Here is a 16,567-nt window from a genome sequence, read left to right as displayed (position 1 = left end):
TTGGTTCAACTAATAATCAGTGAGGGATGAACAAAACCCCCACTGATTAAAGTTTCACTTTATCATTTGATTTTCTCCATAAGAAAATCTAATCCGACTGCACGAAGGCTATTATATAACGAGTAGAGAGATTTTTGCTATGTAAAAGTTTACCCGGTTCAAAATAGCAATCTAAAAATTAATTTAATTTTCAGTTTTTTATTGATTTCACCATAAAAATCCATTAAAATTTATTTTAACGGTTAAATAAATTTTAATGGAAGGATGTCATTCCTTATGCAAACTCCTCTGAAAAGGAAAGAAGTACCGATTTACAAAAATAAATCATTTTTATTGCTCTGGCTTGGTAATGCTATTTCCAGTATTGGAAGTGCATTTTATTCCATGACTATTATGTGGATTGTATTTACAGCAAATAAATCATCACTTGAGTCCGCATTTGTTATTATTGCTATGATTACTGCTCAAATGATTGTTTCACCAGTTGCTGGTGTATTTGCAGATCGATACAATCGAAAAGCTATACTATTTTTCACTCATATCGCCTCTTGTGCAGTTGTTCTTCTTATACTAGCCATATACTTATCCACCCATCACATTTCACTCTACATCGCGATACTCTCTACTTTTTTATTAAACGTTTTAACAACCTTTTTAGGCCCGACTGAAGCATCTGTTTTACCTGAAATTGTTGGAAAAGAAAACTATGCTAAATATTACGGACAATTTATGGCCGTTAACCAGCTCTCTCGTCTTATAGGTAATGGTCTCGCCGGTTTTATGATTGTTTGGCTCGGTGCTACATTTTCAATTGTTCTTAATGCTTGTACATTTTTATTCGTTGCAATTTGTATCTTATCAGCAAAGATTCCCACACATTCAAACTCAACACAAACAATTCCTCCAGAAAAAACAACTTGGGTGCAAGATATGAAAGATGGTTGGCATTATATTCAATTATATCCGTACATTAAGGGACTCATTTTCATTGCATTTATCGTTAATATTGGGGCTGGTCTACTAAATCCCATCTTCCCTGCTCTTGCTTATAAAATTACTGGTGGTCCTGAAAGCTTAGGTATAATAAATATGGGGTATATGATTGGTGGCATTATTAGTGGTTTTGTCGCAGGATATATCGGAAAAAAACTCCAAAAAGGATTACTCTTAAGTGGTAGCATTTTCTTATCGGCATTTGCAATGGTTGGGCTAGCTTTCTCTCTTTCCATTTGGACAGTGGTACTTTGTATGTTCATCATTTCATTCTCTCTTACTTTATTTTCAATTATCGATGAAACTATCACCGTACTCCTTGTAGAACAAAAGTATCGCGGTAGAATAGACGGTCTAGCAAGTACTATAATCACTTCTACAATGCCGCTTACAATGCTATTTAGTGGATGGATAGCAGATATGTATGGAGTTACACTACTTATCCTATTAGGGAGCTTATTTTTCTTTGTAGGATCTGGAATCGCCTTGAAAAATCCTCACATTCGTAACGTATCTATAGAGACAAAAATTCATGAAAAGGCCCTTTCATAATTGTACTCTTTTCTCCTTCATCGTTATGTAATAACAAGAAACGTGTTATTATTTAAATAATCAAACAAACATTTACGTTGAAGGAGTCTTCTTTATGGATATAAATGAACTCGCCCTATATAAATTAATTTGTGATCCTAAACGTCAAAAGATTTTACACCATGCAAATAAACAACCTATTACAGTAAAAGAACTAGCTGAAAAACTAAACGAAAAGCAGTCTCGCCTTTACTATCACGTCAAAAAACTAGAAGAAGCTGGCATACTAGAAGTTGTAGACACAAAAGTAATTGGCAATTTAACTGAAAAATACTATAAAGCGAAACAGACTGCGTATACTTTATCCGATCAGCTCCAAAAAGAACATAGTGATGAAATTATAAACCATACACGTCATATTATTGAAACTGGTCTAAAAAAAATTCATTTAAATATGAAAAAAGACGATCAAGATGAATCTGGTCTTATAAGTACTGCTTATAAGAACCAAACCGAAAAACAATGGAGAGAAACATGTGATAACCTTATAAAATGCTTACGGCCAGCACAAGAACCTATAGATTCCTCTCCTTCTTCTAATAAAAACCCAGATCAAAATAAACAACATACGTACGCTTATGTAGTCATAAGCTATCGAATAGATGAAGACGCATAAAAAAGGCGCTACAAACAGTAGCGTCTTCTCTCACTTAATGTCCACCGTGCCCTTGACCACTTTCTTGTACAATCTCTAACCTCTCATCCAATATACCTTGTGTTTCAAATGAAATATCACTCGTACTTCCTAATAAGAAACCGTGATTATACGGTCCAAGCGTTGGGTCATCTTTAAATTTCGGCTGAATAGTAGCAAGGAAGTCATAAACTGGTTGCGAAGCTTTACCTTCTTCTAACAATACAACAGGTGCGTGTTTACCCATATGTGAAAATGGTGCTCCTGCGACTGCTAAGTCTGGTGTTTTGCTTGAAACAAATGATAAACCATGACCTGGTTTTGTGAACCCCCATCCAAATTTTGTTTTTTCATCTTTAAACTTCGCAAAGGCAACAGAATTTTCTGTTGGGGTCTCACCACTAATACGCGTTACTTTCCCGTATTTACTTAACTCTTTTTCCACTGCTTTTGAAATGATTTTTTCTGGTCCTAATACATATATATTCACTTTCTCTTTTCTCACCTTTAATGCCTCTATCGTTGCTTCTGGCACCTTATCTTTCTCTGTATATAAAAGCGGTTCTGGCATATGAGAGATCCAATTTACAGCTGGTATTGTATATAAACGTCCTTCTTCTTCAGACGAACCGATAATAACACTATTCGGGTAGCTTCCTGTTATATCGGCATATTCTTTATCCACCTCTTTAGCAAATGTAGCTGGATCCGTTTCTTTTATTTGCTTTACTTTATAATCTTTTAATTGCTCAAGGGTAGATGCACCGACATCCCCCATCACCATAATTTGTGTTCCATCTTTCGTTCCGAGCGGATTTAATCGTTTTATTTCTTTTAACGTCATTTCGGGTACCTTTTCTTTTTCTATAAATAAGATAGGCCCGTTGTTTGGGTGATGGATAAGATCGGCACTCGCGATACCTAATTGCCATTCGTTTACTGGTACTAAAATAATAGCGCCTGGCTGATTCTCTTTATGCGTTGCTGGCCATATCGTTTGCGAAGTTAATACTGCCATTTGCAGCGGATCGTTTGTGTTTAATCTCGTTACATTTTTTAAGCTTGTCGTTAATAAATCATTCCATGCACCTTCGTTCATTTCTTTCGGCGCAGTTACCTCCTGATTCATTTTCATTTCCTTTTGCTCTGTTTTGTTCTCTTCTTTCGATTCATGACTTTTATGATCCGTTTTCGTTTGCCCACATGCAGCAAGACCAACTGCTGTAATTATTGTTATCCCAAAGATTCGGGTCATCTTTTTCACTATACCGCCTCCGTATGAATCGTTTTTGAGCCAATATCATTACCTAAAATGGAATTTCAACTTTACAATAACAAGCAATTCTGAAGAAATTATGCAGATGCATGATAATCTGCACCATTTCTTCATGATTTTGACTTACAATTTAAGTAATAACTATAAATGCGGAGGTACTCTATGGTCGATATACTACTCGTAGATGATGAGCCGAGAATGCTTGAATTATTAACACTTTACCTTACTCCAATCGGATACAACTGCGTATGTGCAGTGTCCGGGGAAGAAGCTATTTCACATATAGAAAATCGAAACTTCAAATTTGTTTTACTTGATATTATGATGTCAAAGATGGATGGGTGGGAAACGTGCAAAAGAATTCGATCATTTAGTAACGTTCCTATCATTATGGTAACTGCTCGTGATCAAACGGTAGATGTCATCCAAGGGTTAAAACTCGGAGCGGATGATTACGTAACGAAACCTTTCCATGAAGAGGAGCTTTTCGCAAGAATTGAAGCTGTTTTAAGGCGAACGAATCAACACGCGCAAATCCAATATCATGGAATTTTATGGGATGAGGCAAAGCATTTCGTCTCTGTCGATAATGAAGAACTTCTTCTCACTCCAATCGAATTCTCTTTACTCGGATTATTTTTACGTCATGTGAACTACGTATTAAGCCGCGATCAGCTCATTGAACGAATTTGGGGATTAAATACAAATACAGAAGATCGAACAGTCGATTCACATATTCGTAATTTGCGTGAAAAATTACGAAAAGTAAATTTCCCTATTGATCACCACTTAAAAACAGTTTACGGAGTCGGGTATCGATGGGTTGATACTCTAGAGTAAGGAGCAAAACGATGAAACGAATTTCTATTCAGCTCGGATTTTATTTTTTAATTGTTACACTTTTAATCGAAAGTGTTCTATTTGTCTTGCTTTATTATAGCCTTGTCAACAATAGAGTAAATGAAGAAATGACAGCTTTATTAAAGCGCGGAAATAGTCACAGAGATGTCCTTGAAAAGTATTTTGATAAGCAAACAATCTCACATGTTGCGCTAATGGAATCCGAAGCCGAAACGACTGTTGTTATTACAAATGCAAATAAGGATGTACTAGCCAAATCCAACGAAATAAATACTACTATAAAAAAGCATATTGAAAAGATGCAAACACGAACAGATCATGAAGGCGCAATTATAGAGAATCATTGGAAAACATCTAATTATATATGTACAGTTAGTCCCATTGTAGTAAATGGAAAACATGAAGGCTATGTGTACATGTTTCTTGGGACAGAATCTATTGAAAAAATGGTGAATGGGCTAACAATACAATTCATTATTGCCGGAGTCATTACGTTTCTATTAACAGCCATTACTATCTTTCTCTTATCACGGTTGTTAACAAAACCATTGTTACACATGAAACATGCCACTGAAAAACTGAGTAAAGGTGATTTATCAGTTTCATTAACGACTACTCGAAATGATGAAATTGGTGAACTAGCATCGTCTATTCAAACGCTTGCTAATGATTTACATTATATGAAAACAGAGCGAAGTGAATTTCTAGCAAGTGTTGCTCACGAATTACGAACACCATTAACGTACGTAAGAGGTTACGCTGACATTGCTTTAAAAGAAAGCACATCTCCTGAGCAACGGTTGCGATATTTATCTATTATAAAAGATGAGTCTGATTACATTACAAACTTAGTTCAAGATTTATTTTCACTTGCACAAATGGAACAACATAACTTTTCTATTCAAGTAAAGGAAGTACATTTACACACCTTCCTGACTCGCATAGTCGAAAAAGTAAATGCTATGTATAAAGAAAGGTACATTACAGTTTCTTTCTCTTGCCCTCCTACTCTGCTAGTAAACTTAGATGAACAACGATTCGAACAAGTTGTGATGAACATTTTAAATAACGCTTATAGACATTCAAAAGAACATTCTCATATAAACATTTCTGTTACAGAAGAACATAAAAGTATTTCTATTACAATTGAAGATGAAGGCGAAGGTATTCCGTCTGAAGATCTCCCTCACATTTTCGATCGCTTTTATCGAGTTGATAAAGCAAGATCACGAGCTACCGGTGGAACTGGTTTAGGACTATCTATCGTGAAAGAAATTGTAGAACTACACGGCGGGAATATTACTGTAACAAGCGAATTCAATCACGGATCTTGCTTTATTATTTCATTGCCATCTATACAAAAACACGACTATCATTAATAGTCGTGTTTTTGTATCATTTTACTTTATAATATAAATTTACAAATTGCCCAAAACGTTTCGTATCTGTTAAAGTTAAATTAATTTCCGGGTTCTTATCTTGGAATAACGGAACTCCAGAACCTAATATATGCGGTGTAATTGTAACAACATATTCATCAATTAGATTATTCTTAAAGAACTCTCTTAGTAGACTCCCTCCACCGACCATCCATATTTTAGATCCTTCTTGTGCTTTTAACCTTTTTGTAAACTCCACTACATCTTCATTTACAAACTCCACGTGTTCGTTTGAACCTTTTTCTGAGTTAGAAAAAACATAACATTTTTTATCTAAATACGGGAATGGTTCTATATGCTCTACTACATAATCGTACGTTCTTTTTCCCATAATTATTGTATCAATTGTTTCATACATTTCTGTATAACCGTTATCTCCCTCTCCTTCCGTTTCCATTAACCACTCTAAATCATCATTTTCTTTCGCAATATATCCATCTAAACTCGCCGCAATAAATAAAACAATTTCACGTGACATCTTTTTACCTCCTTGTGTTTCATCTTGATAACATTATGATGTAAACAATATACTAACAATAAAACATGACACTTTATGTCATGTTAAAAAGAAAAAGGTGATACATTTGTCAAAAGCTAAACGCTTATTAGATATTCTTATATTTGCTTCTGCCAAAAAGACATTTACAGCTCAAGAAATAGCTGACGAATTTAATATTTCCGTTCGTACTGTCCATAGATACATTGTAGATTTAAGTGATATGGGTTTACCTATTTATGCAGAACAGGGTCGCAACGGAGGATATAAAGTATTAACAAATAGAGTCATTCCTCCTATTTTATTTACGGAAGAAGAAGCAGTCTCCATCTTTTTTGCATTTCAATCTTTAAGCTACTACAGAAACTTACCTTTTAACACAGAAATCACTTCCGTTACACATAAACTGTATAGCTCTCTTCAGCATGATGCGAAAGCGAAAGTTGATAAAATACGTTCTTATATCGCTTTTTGGAATCCGAAGAGAACGATTGATACACCTCTTTTAAACGAAGTATTAACTGCGGCTATTGAAAATAAAAATTTACACTTTCAATACGAATCTAAATCAGGGATAAAAACAAAACATGTTCATCCTATCGGTGTATATGCACATGATGGTTTATGGTATTTACCTGCTTATGATTTTAATGTAGAAAAAACATTACTGTATCGCGTCGATCGTATTCTTTCTATATTATCAACGGAAGAAAATGAAGATACATTCATGAATTTAGAAGAGTGGTTTGCCTCTAACTCTAACGTAATACATAGTCCTACTCAGTTACATGTTTTACTAACAACAGAAGGTGTACGCCAATGTAAAAGCGTTCCTTACCTTGAAGAATTCGTAGTAGTAAACGAAGACGGTTCAGGATATATATATTCAACAATTGATAAAGGTGAAATTAACTTTATTACCCCTTTATTTTATAGACTTGGGAAAGATGCACGAGTTTTAGAACCGAAAGAATTGATAGATGGTTTACGTATGCGTGCAAAGGAAGTTTTACATATGTATGGAGACTGATAGCTCTTCCATCTTTTCATAATCGTTGTTTGTAACTTTCATATAATTCCTCCTCTCACTCTATATAACGAATGAGCGATATACTTTGTGACACCACAAAATCTGTTTATAAATAAAATAAACAAAAGCCCAATTTCTCTATTTTAACTGAGAAACTGGGCTTTTTAATATTAGAATTTTCCTGACCGCTACGCCTTTTCAGTAAGCAGCATATGCTCTATCGCTTCTTTTAACAAATTCTGTGTCTCTTCCAAGTTATGATTCTGCTTTTCTTCCGGTTGTACCATATAAAACTCAGCAAACGAACGCTCTTTATATCTTGGTACGACATGCATATGATAATGTGTTAACTCGTTAAATACTCCACCATTTTGACAAACTGTAACTCCGTCAGGTTTATATACTATCTTAATCGCTTTTGCAATAATCTTAGAAGCATCCATAATTGCTTTTGCTACAATATCATTTAATTCATCTACTTCTACAATATGCTGCTTGGGCACAATTAAAGTATGACCTGGATAAAAAGGTTCATGATCTAAAAAACATGTTACATAGTCATCTTCATATACTTTATATATTTTTTCCTCTTCGTTTGCTAATTTACACCCTAAACATTCCATCATACTTTCCCCTCTCTCTAAAACAGAAAAACGTGAGAGCCGTATTCTCACGTTTTTCTGTTTCACTTTATTAGCTCAATTGTTTCCGTAACTTGTATACTATCTTTTACCGATTGAACAATCGTGCAATTTTTCACTGCAAGCTGCAGCGCCTTGTCCAACTGCTCTTCTGTAATGTTTTGTGCTTTAATTTTATAATGCAAATGAATACTTTCAACTGGTTTCGATAGAGCATCACTTCTACCAATTTCCGTTTCAATTGTAAACGTATCGTATGTAATACGTTTCTTTTCTAAAATTGTTCGAAAAACAATTGCGCTACATCCTGCGATAGAAGAAACGAGTAATTGTAGCGGTGAATACCCGTTTTCTTTTCCAATCGCTAATGAACCATACGATAAATCTGCCTCAATATCATCGTGTTTGATTGTTAGTTTCATTAGTTGTCTCCACCTTCATCGGTTTCTGCCGTTTCTTATTTATATAATAATATATGTAGCAGAAAATGATAAATGGAATACCACAATATAACGCCATTCTTTGTTCTGGAATAAACGCTAAACTAATAACAACGATACTATTTGTAATTAAAGCTAAGATTGGGACGATTGGGTATAGTGGTGTTCTATACTTTAAGTCCTCTAACTTTCCTCCGCCTTTTATATACTGACTTCTAAAGCGAAGTTGCGATAAAGCAATAATAATCCAACTTGAAACAGCTGATAAACCAGCTATAGATAATAAGTACATGTATACTGTATCTTCTGCAAGGAAGCTTGTTAATAAAGATAGAGCAGCTACAGCAATTGTTACAACTAACGCTGTAATTGGAATACCACGTTTATTTACTTTTTGGAAAGACTTTGGTGCCATTCCTTCATTTGCAAGTGACCATAGTATACGAGTTGCCGCATATAATCCTGAATTCGCTACAGATAGTAACGCTGTAATAATAACGAAGTTCATAATATCAGCTGCGTACGGAATACCGATTTTATCAAATACGACTACGAATGGACTTTCAATTACGCCAGCTTCTTTCCAAGAAATTAATCCGACTAAAATCGTCATTGTTAAAATGAAGAATAACATAATGCGCCATACTGTATTACGGATCGCGCGTGGAATTGTTTTTTCTGGATTTTCACTTTCTCCCGCTGCAATCCCGATTAACTCTGTTCCTTGGAACGAGAAGTTAACTGTAATCATCGTAAGTAATACGGCAGCTAGTCCATTCGGGAATAATCCACCATCGCTTACAAAGTTAGAAAAAAGAGGTGCTGCTTCTTTTCCGTCATATGATATAAACCCTAATAATGCACTACCACCAAGAACAACAAAGGCAAGAATGGTAACTACTTTAATACTAGAGAACCAAAATTCTAATTCAGCATAACTTTTCGCCGAAATTGCGTTTGACGCATATAAAATAATGCCGAATACGAGACACCATACCCAAACATCAACATTCGGAAACCATCTTTTCATCATTAAACCGATTGACGTTAATTCTAGTCCTACTGTTACTGCCCAGCCAAGCCAATATAGCCAGCCAATCATAAAGCCCGTTCCTGGCCCAATAAACTTCGTCGCATACTTTTGGAAAGAACCTGAAACTGGCATCGCTACCGTTAACTCTCCAAGACAAAGCATTGTTAAATACATAATAAATCCGCCCACTAAATAGGAAAGGATGGCTCCCCCTGGTCCAGCCTGATTAATGGTGTAACCTGAACCTAAGAAAAAACCAGTCCCGATTACACCACCTAGTGCGATCATAAATAAATGTCTACTCTTCATGGTACGATGTAATTTCTCATTCGTTGGTTGCTGCATCTAAATCCTCCCCCTACAAATACCCCTATATCTTGTTAAAATTTTCTGATAATAAAAATATACACGAAAGCGATTACATTTTCTATATAAAATTAAAACTTTTCTGATAAAATAATATAAAAAATCGAATTATCGCGAGATTATGATTATAATTAAAGGAAAATAAGGAGAAACAAGGAAAAACCTTTACATATATTGTAAAGGTTAACGGAGTTCTAATCTTCTCGATAAAATTGATAAACTATAATTTACGATAAAGTACATACAAGCTACTACCATAAACGTTGGAATCATATAATTTACATTTTGCCCGCTAATAATTTGAGCATTATGCATAAGCTCTGGCAGTGATATAACAACTGCTAATGCTGTATCTTTCAGCAACGAAATAAACTGACTAACAAGCGGTGGAACCATTCTTCTTAACGCCTGTGGTAAAATGATATGCCAAAGCGCTTGAACATACGTTAATCCCGAAGATCTTGCGGCCTCAATCTGTCCTTTTTCAATCGATAATAGACCACTTCGAACAATTTCAGATATCATTGCTGCTTCAAATATTGTTAAAGCAACAATTACAGCTGTTATAATTTCTAATTTCAAGCCTGCTTCTGGAAGTGCAAAATACGTGAAAAATATAATTAAAAGTAGTGGTAAGTTTCGAATTACTTCAACGATAATCCCTAATATTTGTGAGACGATAGGGATTTTCATGTAGCGCAATATCCCTACTACACTACCAATAATAAAACTAAGTACAATTGCTATGAGTGCTACCTCTAGCGTTATAAGTAATCCTTTTAATAAAAATAGAATATGATCACCTGTTATTGCTCCCTTAAAATCCATTTACACCGCCTCCTTTGCTAAGCGTTTTTCTAAATAACGCACTAGCATACTGAGCGGAATTGTTAATATTAAATAAAACATCCCGACAAATATATACACATCGAACGTAACAAATGTCTTCGTTGAAATTAAGTCTCCTTGATACATTAAATCAGCTCCAGCGATAATTCCGAGTATGGAAGAGTTTTTTACTAAATTTAAAAATTGATTTCCTAGAGGAGGGATTACGATTTTCATCGCTTGAGGTAAAACGACATGGTACATTGCTTGCGTATACGTCAATCCTGAAGAACGTGCTGCTTCCATCTGGCCTTTCGCGACTGATAGAATACCAGCACGAATAACTTCCGCAATAAACGCTGCAGTATATACGGTAAGCGTAGCTGTCCCTGCTACAAAACCATTTAAAGTAATTCCTATTACAGGTAAAGCAAAATAGAATATAAATGCAATTAATACGAGTGGAATATTTCTTACAAATTCCACCAAAGTAGCTCCCAACCAATTTAAAATGCGAATCGGTGCAATACGCATTACCGCTAATATTATGCCTAAAATAAAACTGCCTATTAATGCGATTACACTAGACATCACTGTATATTTAAATCCTTCTAAATACATATCAATGTTATTCGTTAATATAGAAAAATCAGGCACATATTCTCCCCTCTTTCTTTAGAAGAAGAGGATGAGTACTCTCATCCTCTCACTTTTACTATTTATCACTTTACTTCTCTGGTTTTTGCCCAATCCATTTCTCATATAATTTGTCATACTCTCCGCTTGCTTTCATGTCTTTAATTAAGCTATTAATCTCTTTCGTTAAATCATCTGCACCTTTTTGCACTGCAATTCCGTACGGCTCATCCGTGAAAATTTTTCCTACAACTTCATAATTCGAATCTTGTTTTGCCATACCGTAAAGAATTGCATTATCTGTCGTTAAAACATCCCCTTTCCCTGCTTTTAAAGCCGTAAATGCCTCACTGTAATTTTCAAATTCTAATACAGTCGCTTCTGGTGACTTTTGACGAATATTATTTGTAGATGTTGAACCTTTGACAGCTAACACTTTCACGCCCTTTTTCACATCATCAATACTTTTAATATCGCTCCCTTTTTTCACAAGTAACGATTGTCCTGCTTTAAAATATACATCTGAAAAATCCACTTCTTTTTTACGTTCTTCTGTAATTGTCATTGTTGCGATAATTGCATCAATATCACCGTTTTTCAATAGTGGAATACGCGTTTTAGACGTTACTTCTTTTAACTCTAACTTCTTTTCATCTCCAAGAATTTTTTTCGCAAGCGCCTTTGCAACATCAACATCGAATCCTTCTACTTGCCCTGTTGAAGGGTTTTTCAAGCCGAATAAGTTCGTATCATTCTTCACTCCAACTACTAATTTCCCCCGCTTCTTAATTTGCTCCACAGCCCTGCCTTGCTTCGTATTCGTTTCTTTCGCCTCATCTTTTTTACTTCCGCATCCGGCAATGACAAGTACGAATAAACATGAAAATACGATTAACGTAAACAACTTTTTCATTTTAAGCATAAAACTCCTCCTTTAATGGTTTAACACTCGGCTTAAAAATAGACGCGCTCTTTCTTGTTCAGGACTTGCAAAAAATTGCGCCGGTGTTGTATCCTCAATGATTTTGCCATCATCCATAAATAAAATCCGATCGGCTACCTCCCGCGCGAATCCCATCTCATGTGTGACAACAACCATCGTCATTCCTTCTTTAGCTAGCGTTTTCATAACATCAAGTACTTCCCCAATCATCTCTGGATCAAGAGCAGACGTAGGCTCATCGAACAACATAATTTCCGGCTGCATTGCGAGCCCTCTAGCAATTGCTACCCTTTGCTGTTGTCCTCCGGATAATTGATGCGGGTATACACTAGCCTTCTCCGGTATCCCTACTTTCTCTAAATAAAACATCGCTGTTTTCTCAGCTTCCTCTTTTGAAATTTTATTTACTTTAATAGGTGCTAGTGTAATATTTTGAAGAACCGTTTTATGTGGATATAAATAAAAATGTTGAAAGACCATTCCGATATTTCGGCGTAATTCATTCATATCTGTTTTGGCATTGTGTACCTCCGTATTTTGTACAATTAACTCTCCATCTGTAATTGCCTCTAGCTGATTTATGCAACGAAGCAACGTGCTTTTTCCCGATCCTGAAGGCCCAACAACTACTACCACTTCACCTTTCTTCACTTGCACATTAATATCTTTTAATACTTGAAAATTGCCATAATATTTATTTACATTACGAAACTCTATCAACATACTCCCCCCCTTCTCCTAACAAAGCATGTACATTCTTTTTATATTCAAAAATAGGCAAAAAAATAACTGCCTGCTTCATTTTACCCATAAAAAAAGCAAAGGGATTTTCCCTTTGCTTTTTCATTTCTAATCTATTAAGATACTTCTTCTTTCTTATCTTTTCCGTACTCATGCTCCCAGAAATCAGCATTTTTAATGCCTAATGGCCCTGGATCGAATACTGGATCTTTTCCTTCTTTTTTCTGCTTTTCATAATCCTTTAATGCGACTAATGCAGGTTTTTGTAATAGTAAAATCGCAATGATATTTACCCATGCCATAATTCCTACACCGATATCACCTAAAGCCCAAGCTGTTGCTGCTGTTTTTATACAGCCGTAGAATACAGCTCCTAAAAATACAAATTTTAGTACCAGAGACAGCCAAGGACGATCTTTCTCACGATTTAAGTACGCGATATTCGTTTCTGCAATGTAGTAATATGCCATAATTGTTGTAAATGCAAAGAATAGTAATGAGATTGCAACGAAACCGTTTCCAAATCCAGGGAAAACAGATTCTACTGCTGCCTGTGTATATCCCGGTCCTGGTTGAGCACCATTTAATTTATTTACGATAAAGTTTTTTCCGCTTGCATCAAATACGTTATACATGCCTGTAATAATCATCATAAATGCTGTTGCTGAACAAACAAATAATGTATCAATGTAAACGGAAAATGCTTGCACTAAACCTTGTTTAGCTGGATGTGATACTTCAGCAGCTGCCGCTGCATGTGGTCCAGTTCCTTGCCCTGCTTCATTGGAATAAATACCACGTTTTACTCCCCAAGAAATTGCTAAACCGATAATACCACCGAAAGCCGCCTCTAATGCAAAAGCACTTCTTATAATTAACATAAATGCTTCTGGCAATTTTTCAATATTCATAGCAACAATAACGCAAGCTACTAAAATATAACCAACTGCCATAAACGGTACGACAACTTGTGCAACGTTAACGATTCGCTTTACTCCACCGAAGATGATAAGAGCTAATACAACAACTAATAAAGCCCCTGATAATGTAGTGTTAATTCCAAAAGCTGTCTCTAAACTTACAGCAATACTATTTGCTTGCACACCTGGTAGTAAAAGCCCCGTTGCAAGAATTGTCGCTGCAACGAATACTAATGCATACCATTTCACACCTAAGCCTTTTTCAATGTAATAAGCAGGTCCACCGCGAAACTGTCCTTGATGTTTTGTCTTATATATTTGTGCGAGTGTAGATTCTACATAAGCTGATCCTGCTCCTAAAAAGGCCACTGCCCACATCCAAAATACAGCTCCTGGTCCACCGAAGGCAACCGCTGTTGCTACCCCAGCGATATTCCCTGTCCCAACGCGCCCTGATAATGAAAGTGCTAACGCTTGGAACGAAGAAACACCAGCCTCTGATTTTTCTCCTTGAAATGTCAGCTTCACCATTTCTCCTACATGTCTTACTTGTAAAAACTTCGTTCGAATAGAAAAATATAAACCTACTCCTAAACATAAATAAACAAGTGCTGGACTCCAAACAATATTATTTAACCAATTTACGAAAGCTTCCAACATTCCCCCTCCTTCTTTATAAAGAATATTCAGAATATATATAAAATTATAAGTGTATACCGAATCTAGGACAATATTATTTTAATAAAGTAAACATATTTTTGTATAAAAAAACAAAGTATATATTTATTTTATATACTTTGTTTTGAACAAAATGTATTATATATTCACAATTGCTTCTCTTTTTATAATTCTTTCGTATAGCTCTTCTGATAAATTCCGGAAGTTATCTGGCATATCTTTCCCTTTAAACTTCTTTTGAAGCGTGCCGTATAAACCTATATCACGTAAACGTAAAAATAGTGGTAACGATTCGTACCAACTATTTTCCAGTCTGTGCTCATACTCATATCCTTTTCGTAATACTTGTAATTGTTTACGAGCAAAGTCTGTCTTCTCTTCCGCTGTCCACGGTGTAAATAAAACTGAATAATAAAGGACCATTGCCAAATCATGAATGAAGTAATTATAGGACGCATCATCAAAATCAAAGATCGTTAGCTCTTTACCATCATAATGAAAATTACCTGGATGAATATCACCATGCATAAGGCCGAACGTTTCTCTTTCAATTGGAAGGGCCTTTATCTCATCCATTAATACCGCAGCGATCTTTTTCACTTGATCATCTTCTAATTCATTAACAATCCCACTCTCATCTTCTTCCCACGTATCACGGTAGTCTGTTTTAGGATAATCCATTGTAAGGCGATGCAGTTGGCCAATTGCTTTTCCCCATGCTTCAAAGTAAGCGTCTCCCCAATAAGGCGATTCCGCTCCTTTTACTTGCTCACCTTTTGCATATGTAAATAAAGAAGCAAAAAAGAAAGTCCCATCCTCTGCTACGATTTCTTCTACGAGATTTCGAGACGTTGAATAAAGAGGTCCTGCTACCTTTGCCCCATTCTCCGCAACATATCGTAAAAAATCTAGTTCAGCCTCTACCTCTTTTTTGGAGCGATGAGAAGAGTGAGTTAAACGCAATACGTAATCTTCGCCACGATCACCCTTCGCCTTAAAAATATAATTTTCAAAATCTCCAAGTGGCTTCTCTTCCACTGTTACATGAAACAAACTCGCCGCTCTTTTTAAAATCTCTTTTGTAAAAACACGTTCTACCGCTATTTCCATATGTATCCCTCCTATATATCTTCTTAATTCGACATAAATGTGAGAAGTACTGCTATAAATAATCTAAAAACAAAAAAAGGTTGATTAACTAAATCAACCTTTACACTATTAAAATTTTTATTTATCAATTCTTCATCAATTGATTCTCGTATATAACATTTATTTTTATTTCTCTTCACCTTTTGTCTGCATTGAATTGAAAGTCCAATTTAATTTTAATGAATCCCCTTGAAATACATTTTGCTCTGCATCATTATCTACAAATGTGAAAATTACATAAAAAGTATCATCATCACCAGGAGCAAGTCCATTTCCTTCTCGGTCTACAACACCTTTTTGTACAAGATCCGGAATACTTCCGTTTTGCGTAGCTACCTTTAATTCAGATAATGTAGTAGACCAAATTGGAACCTCATTTTTATCCAAATTCCATAAGAAATCAACACGGATATGATCACCAAAATCAGCATTTTCATTATCTCCTTTAGCATCGATTACACTGTAATCTGTCAGGAGTTTCACATCTCCTATTGCTAAAGTTCCTTTGTTTACTAATTGAAAACCACGCTCCATTTCATCACCTGGTTTAATATTATCGACATTAATAACAACTTCAGGATTAACACTCAAATCTAAAGTACCCGCTGCAAAAGTGTTTTGTGACACTTCCTTATCACTAAAATACGCATATGTTCCCCCACCAATTAAAGATAAACCAAGTGCTGCAGTTACAACACCCATACCAATTTTTTTCTTAATACTCATTTCACAAGTCCCCCTATTTTTAAAGTTCAAACTACAAACCTTATTTTCATCCCACAAACAATAATAATTTAAGCAACTCCCTTGTCCCACAACCAAATTGAACTAACTTTAAACTAGTTACTTCATGTACCAAAATGACTATTACT

18 protein-coding genes are annotated in these 16,567 nt (G+C 35.3%); 5 read left to right on the top strand and 13 right to left on the bottom strand.

Annotated elements, in window-relative coordinates; translation table 11 throughout:
- Positions 1–276: 276 nt before the first annotated feature.
- Together COL05_RS10095 and COL05_RS10090 are read left to right on the top strand one after the other, a co-directional pair.
- On the top strand, positions 277–1,545 hold the full coding sequence (locus COL05_RS10095) for an MFS transporter (RefSeq protein ID WP_098668520.1): 1,269 nt from the start codon (positions 277–279) through the stop codon (positions 1,543–1,545).
- 94 nt (positions 1,546–1,639) lie between these two features.
- Complete coding sequence (locus tag COL05_RS10090) at positions 1,640–2,200, top strand: ArsR/SmtB family transcription factor (RefSeq protein WP_098668519.1); 561 nt, start codon at positions 1,640–1,642, stop codon at positions 2,198–2,200.
- 34 nt (positions 2,201–2,234) lie between these two features.
- Here COL05_RS10090 and COL05_RS10085 read toward each other — a convergent pair whose 3' ends face one another.
- Positions 2,235–3,482, bottom strand: a complete 1,248-nt coding sequence (locus tag COL05_RS10085) for a cell wall-binding repeat-containing protein (RefSeq protein ID WP_098668518.1) — start codon at positions 3,480–3,482, stop codon at positions 2,235–2,237.
- Between the two features lie 174 nt (positions 3,483–3,656).
- Here COL05_RS10085 and COL05_RS10080 point away from each other — a divergent pair, with 174 nt between their 5' ends.
- Both COL05_RS10080 and COL05_RS10075 read left to right on the top strand, forming a co-directional pair.
- Positions 3,657–4,334, top strand: coding sequence for a response regulator transcription factor (locus COL05_RS10080; RefSeq protein WP_098668517.1), 678 nt, complete (start codon positions 3,657–3,659; stop codon positions 4,332–4,334).
- Between the two features lie 11 nt (positions 4,335–4,345).
- The gene (locus COL05_RS10075; protein WP_098668516.1) at positions 4,346–5,734 is read left to right on the top strand and encodes a sensor histidine kinase; all 1,389 of its coding nucleotides are present in this window, start codon (positions 4,346–4,348) and stop codon (positions 5,732–5,734) included.
- A 16-nt stretch (positions 5,735–5,750) separates the two neighbouring features.
- Here the strand turns inward: COL05_RS10075 and COL05_RS10070 are convergent, their stop codons facing one another.
- Entirely contained in the window at positions 5,751–6,272 is a 522-nt protein-coding gene (locus COL05_RS10070) for a dihydrofolate reductase family protein (RefSeq protein ID WP_098668515.1), read from the bottom strand.
- A gap of 106 nt (positions 6,273–6,378) precedes the next feature.
- Here COL05_RS10070 and COL05_RS10065 point away from each other — a divergent pair, with 106 nt between their 5' ends.
- Positions 6,379–7,320, top strand: a complete 942-nt coding sequence (locus COL05_RS10065; RefSeq protein WP_098668514.1) for a helix-turn-helix transcriptional regulator — start codon at positions 6,379–6,381, stop codon at positions 7,318–7,320.
- 188 nt (positions 7,321–7,508) lie between these two features.
- Here COL05_RS10065 and COL05_RS10060 read toward each other — a convergent pair whose 3' ends face one another.
- The 11 genes from COL05_RS10060 to COL05_RS10010 all read right to left on the bottom strand — a co-directional run bounded on the left by COL05_RS10060 (position 7,509) and on the right by COL05_RS10010 (position 16,421).
- The gene (locus tag COL05_RS10060; RefSeq protein ID WP_098668513.1) at positions 7,509–7,943 is read right to left on the bottom strand and encodes an HIT family protein; all 435 of its coding nucleotides are present in this window, start codon (positions 7,941–7,943) and stop codon (positions 7,509–7,511) included.
- A gap of 62 nt (positions 7,944–8,005) precedes the next feature.
- Entirely contained in the window at positions 8,006–8,383 is a 378-nt protein-coding gene (locus COL05_RS10055; RefSeq protein WP_098668512.1) for an OsmC family protein, read from the bottom strand.
- The gene (locus COL05_RS10050) at positions 8,358–9,779 is read right to left on the bottom strand and encodes an amino acid permease (RefSeq protein WP_074607392.1); all 1,422 of its coding nucleotides are present in this window, start codon (positions 9,777–9,779) and stop codon (positions 8,358–8,360) included. Before COL05_RS10050 ends, COL05_RS10055 begins: the two co-directional genes overlap by 26 nt.
- 204 nt (positions 9,780–9,983) lie before the next feature.
- Positions 9,984–10,628: an amino acid ABC transporter permease gene (locus COL05_RS10045; protein ID WP_074615412.1), complete on the bottom strand. Its 645-nt coding sequence runs from the start codon at positions 10,626–10,628 to the stop codon at positions 9,984–9,986.
- The gene (locus COL05_RS10040) at positions 10,629–11,285 is read right to left on the bottom strand and encodes an amino acid ABC transporter permease (RefSeq protein ID WP_098668511.1); all 657 of its coding nucleotides are present in this window, start codon (positions 11,283–11,285) and stop codon (positions 10,629–10,631) included.
- Between the two features lie 70 nt (positions 11,286–11,355).
- Positions 11,356–12,186 carry a glutamine ABC transporter substrate-binding protein GlnH gene (gene glnH, locus COL05_RS10035; RefSeq protein WP_098668510.1) on the bottom strand — a complete coding sequence of 277 codons (831 nt, stop codon included), beginning with the start codon at positions 12,184–12,186 and terminating at the stop codon, positions 11,356–11,358.
- 12 nt (positions 12,187–12,198) lie between these two features.
- A complete protein-coding gene (locus tag COL05_RS10030) occupies positions 12,199–12,927 on the bottom strand; it encodes an amino acid ABC transporter ATP-binding protein (RefSeq protein ID WP_218937608.1) in 729 nt (242 codons plus the stop codon).
- Entirely contained in the window at positions 12,911–13,054 is a 144-nt protein-coding gene (locus tag COL05_RS32290) for an amino acid ABC transporter ATP-binding protein (protein ID WP_257152557.1), read from the bottom strand. The genes COL05_RS10030 and COL05_RS32290 overlap by 17 nt, the downstream gene beginning before the upstream one ends.
- A 10-nt stretch (positions 13,055–13,064) precedes the next feature.
- Positions 13,065–14,525 (bottom strand): alanine/glycine:cation symporter family protein, encoded by a 1,461-nt coding sequence (locus COL05_RS10020; RefSeq protein WP_098668507.1) that lies wholly within the window; start codon positions 14,523–14,525, stop codon positions 13,065–13,067.
- A 159-nt stretch (positions 14,526–14,684) separates the two neighbouring features.
- Positions 14,685–15,656, bottom strand: coding sequence for a phosphotransferase enzyme family protein (locus COL05_RS10015; RefSeq protein ID WP_098668506.1), 972 nt, complete (start codon positions 15,654–15,656; stop codon positions 14,685–14,687).
- Positions 15,657–15,821: 165 nt separating this feature from the next.
- Positions 15,822–16,421, bottom strand: a complete 600-nt coding sequence (locus tag COL05_RS10010; protein WP_098668505.1) for a TasA family protein — start codon at positions 16,419–16,421, stop codon at positions 15,822–15,824.
- Between the last annotated feature and the right edge of the window lie 146 nt (positions 16,422–16,567).

It is taken from the genome of Bacillus sp. AFS059628 (assembly GCF_002571225.1).
GTDB lineage: Bacteria > Bacillota > Bacilli > Bacillales > Bacillaceae_G > Bacillus_A.
This window is presented reverse-complemented; position numbering and strand designations above follow the sequence as displayed.

Excerpts from the sequence above, each read along its gene's own strand:
- COL05_RS10095 (WP_098668520.1), top strand. The coding sequence starts at position 277 with ATGCAAACTCCTCTGAAAAGGAAAGAAGTACCGATTTACAAAAATAAA.
- COL05_RS10090 (WP_098668519.1), top strand. The coding sequence starts at position 1,640 with ATGGATATAAATGAACTCGCCCTATATAAATTAATTTGTGATCCTAAA.
- COL05_RS10080 (WP_098668517.1), top strand. The coding sequence starts at position 3,657 with ATGGTCGATATACTACTCGTAGATGATGAGCCGAGAATGCTTGAATTA.
- COL05_RS10075 (WP_098668516.1), top strand. The coding sequence starts at position 4,346 with ATGAAACGAATTTCTATTCAGCTCGGATTTTATTTTTTAATTGTTACA.
- COL05_RS10070 (WP_098668515.1), bottom strand. The coding sequence starts at position 6,272 with ATGTCACGTGAAATTGTTTTATTTATTGCGGCGAGTTTAGATGGATAT.
- COL05_RS10060 (WP_098668513.1), bottom strand. The coding sequence starts at position 7,943 with ATGGAATGTTTAGGGTGTAAATTAGCAAACGAAGAGGAAAAAATATAT.
- COL05_RS10055 (WP_098668512.1), bottom strand. The coding sequence starts at position 8,383 with ATGAAACTAACAATCAAACACGATGATATTGAGGCAGATTTATCGTAT.
- COL05_RS10050 (WP_074607392.1), bottom strand. The coding sequence starts at position 9,779 with ATGCAGCAACCAACGAATGAGAAATTACATCGTACCATGAAGAGTAGA.
- COL05_RS10045 (WP_074615412.1), bottom strand. The coding sequence starts at position 10,628 with ATGGATTTTAAGGGAGCAATAACAGGTGATCATATTCTATTTTTATTA.
- glnH (WP_098668510.1), bottom strand. The coding sequence starts at position 12,186 with ATGCTTAAAATGAAAAAGTTGTTTACGTTAATCGTATTTTCATGTTTA.
- COL05_RS32290 (WP_257152557.1), bottom strand. The coding sequence starts at position 13,054 with ATGAAAAAGCAAAGGGAAAATCCCTTTGCTTTTTTTATGGGTAAAATG.
- COL05_RS10015 (WP_098668506.1), bottom strand. The coding sequence starts at position 15,656 with ATGGAAATAGCGGTAGAACGTGTTTTTACAAAAGAGATTTTAAAAAGA.
- COL05_RS10010 (WP_098668505.1), bottom strand. The coding sequence starts at position 16,421 with ATGAGTATTAAGAAAAAAATTGGTATGGGTGTTGTAACTGCAGCACTT.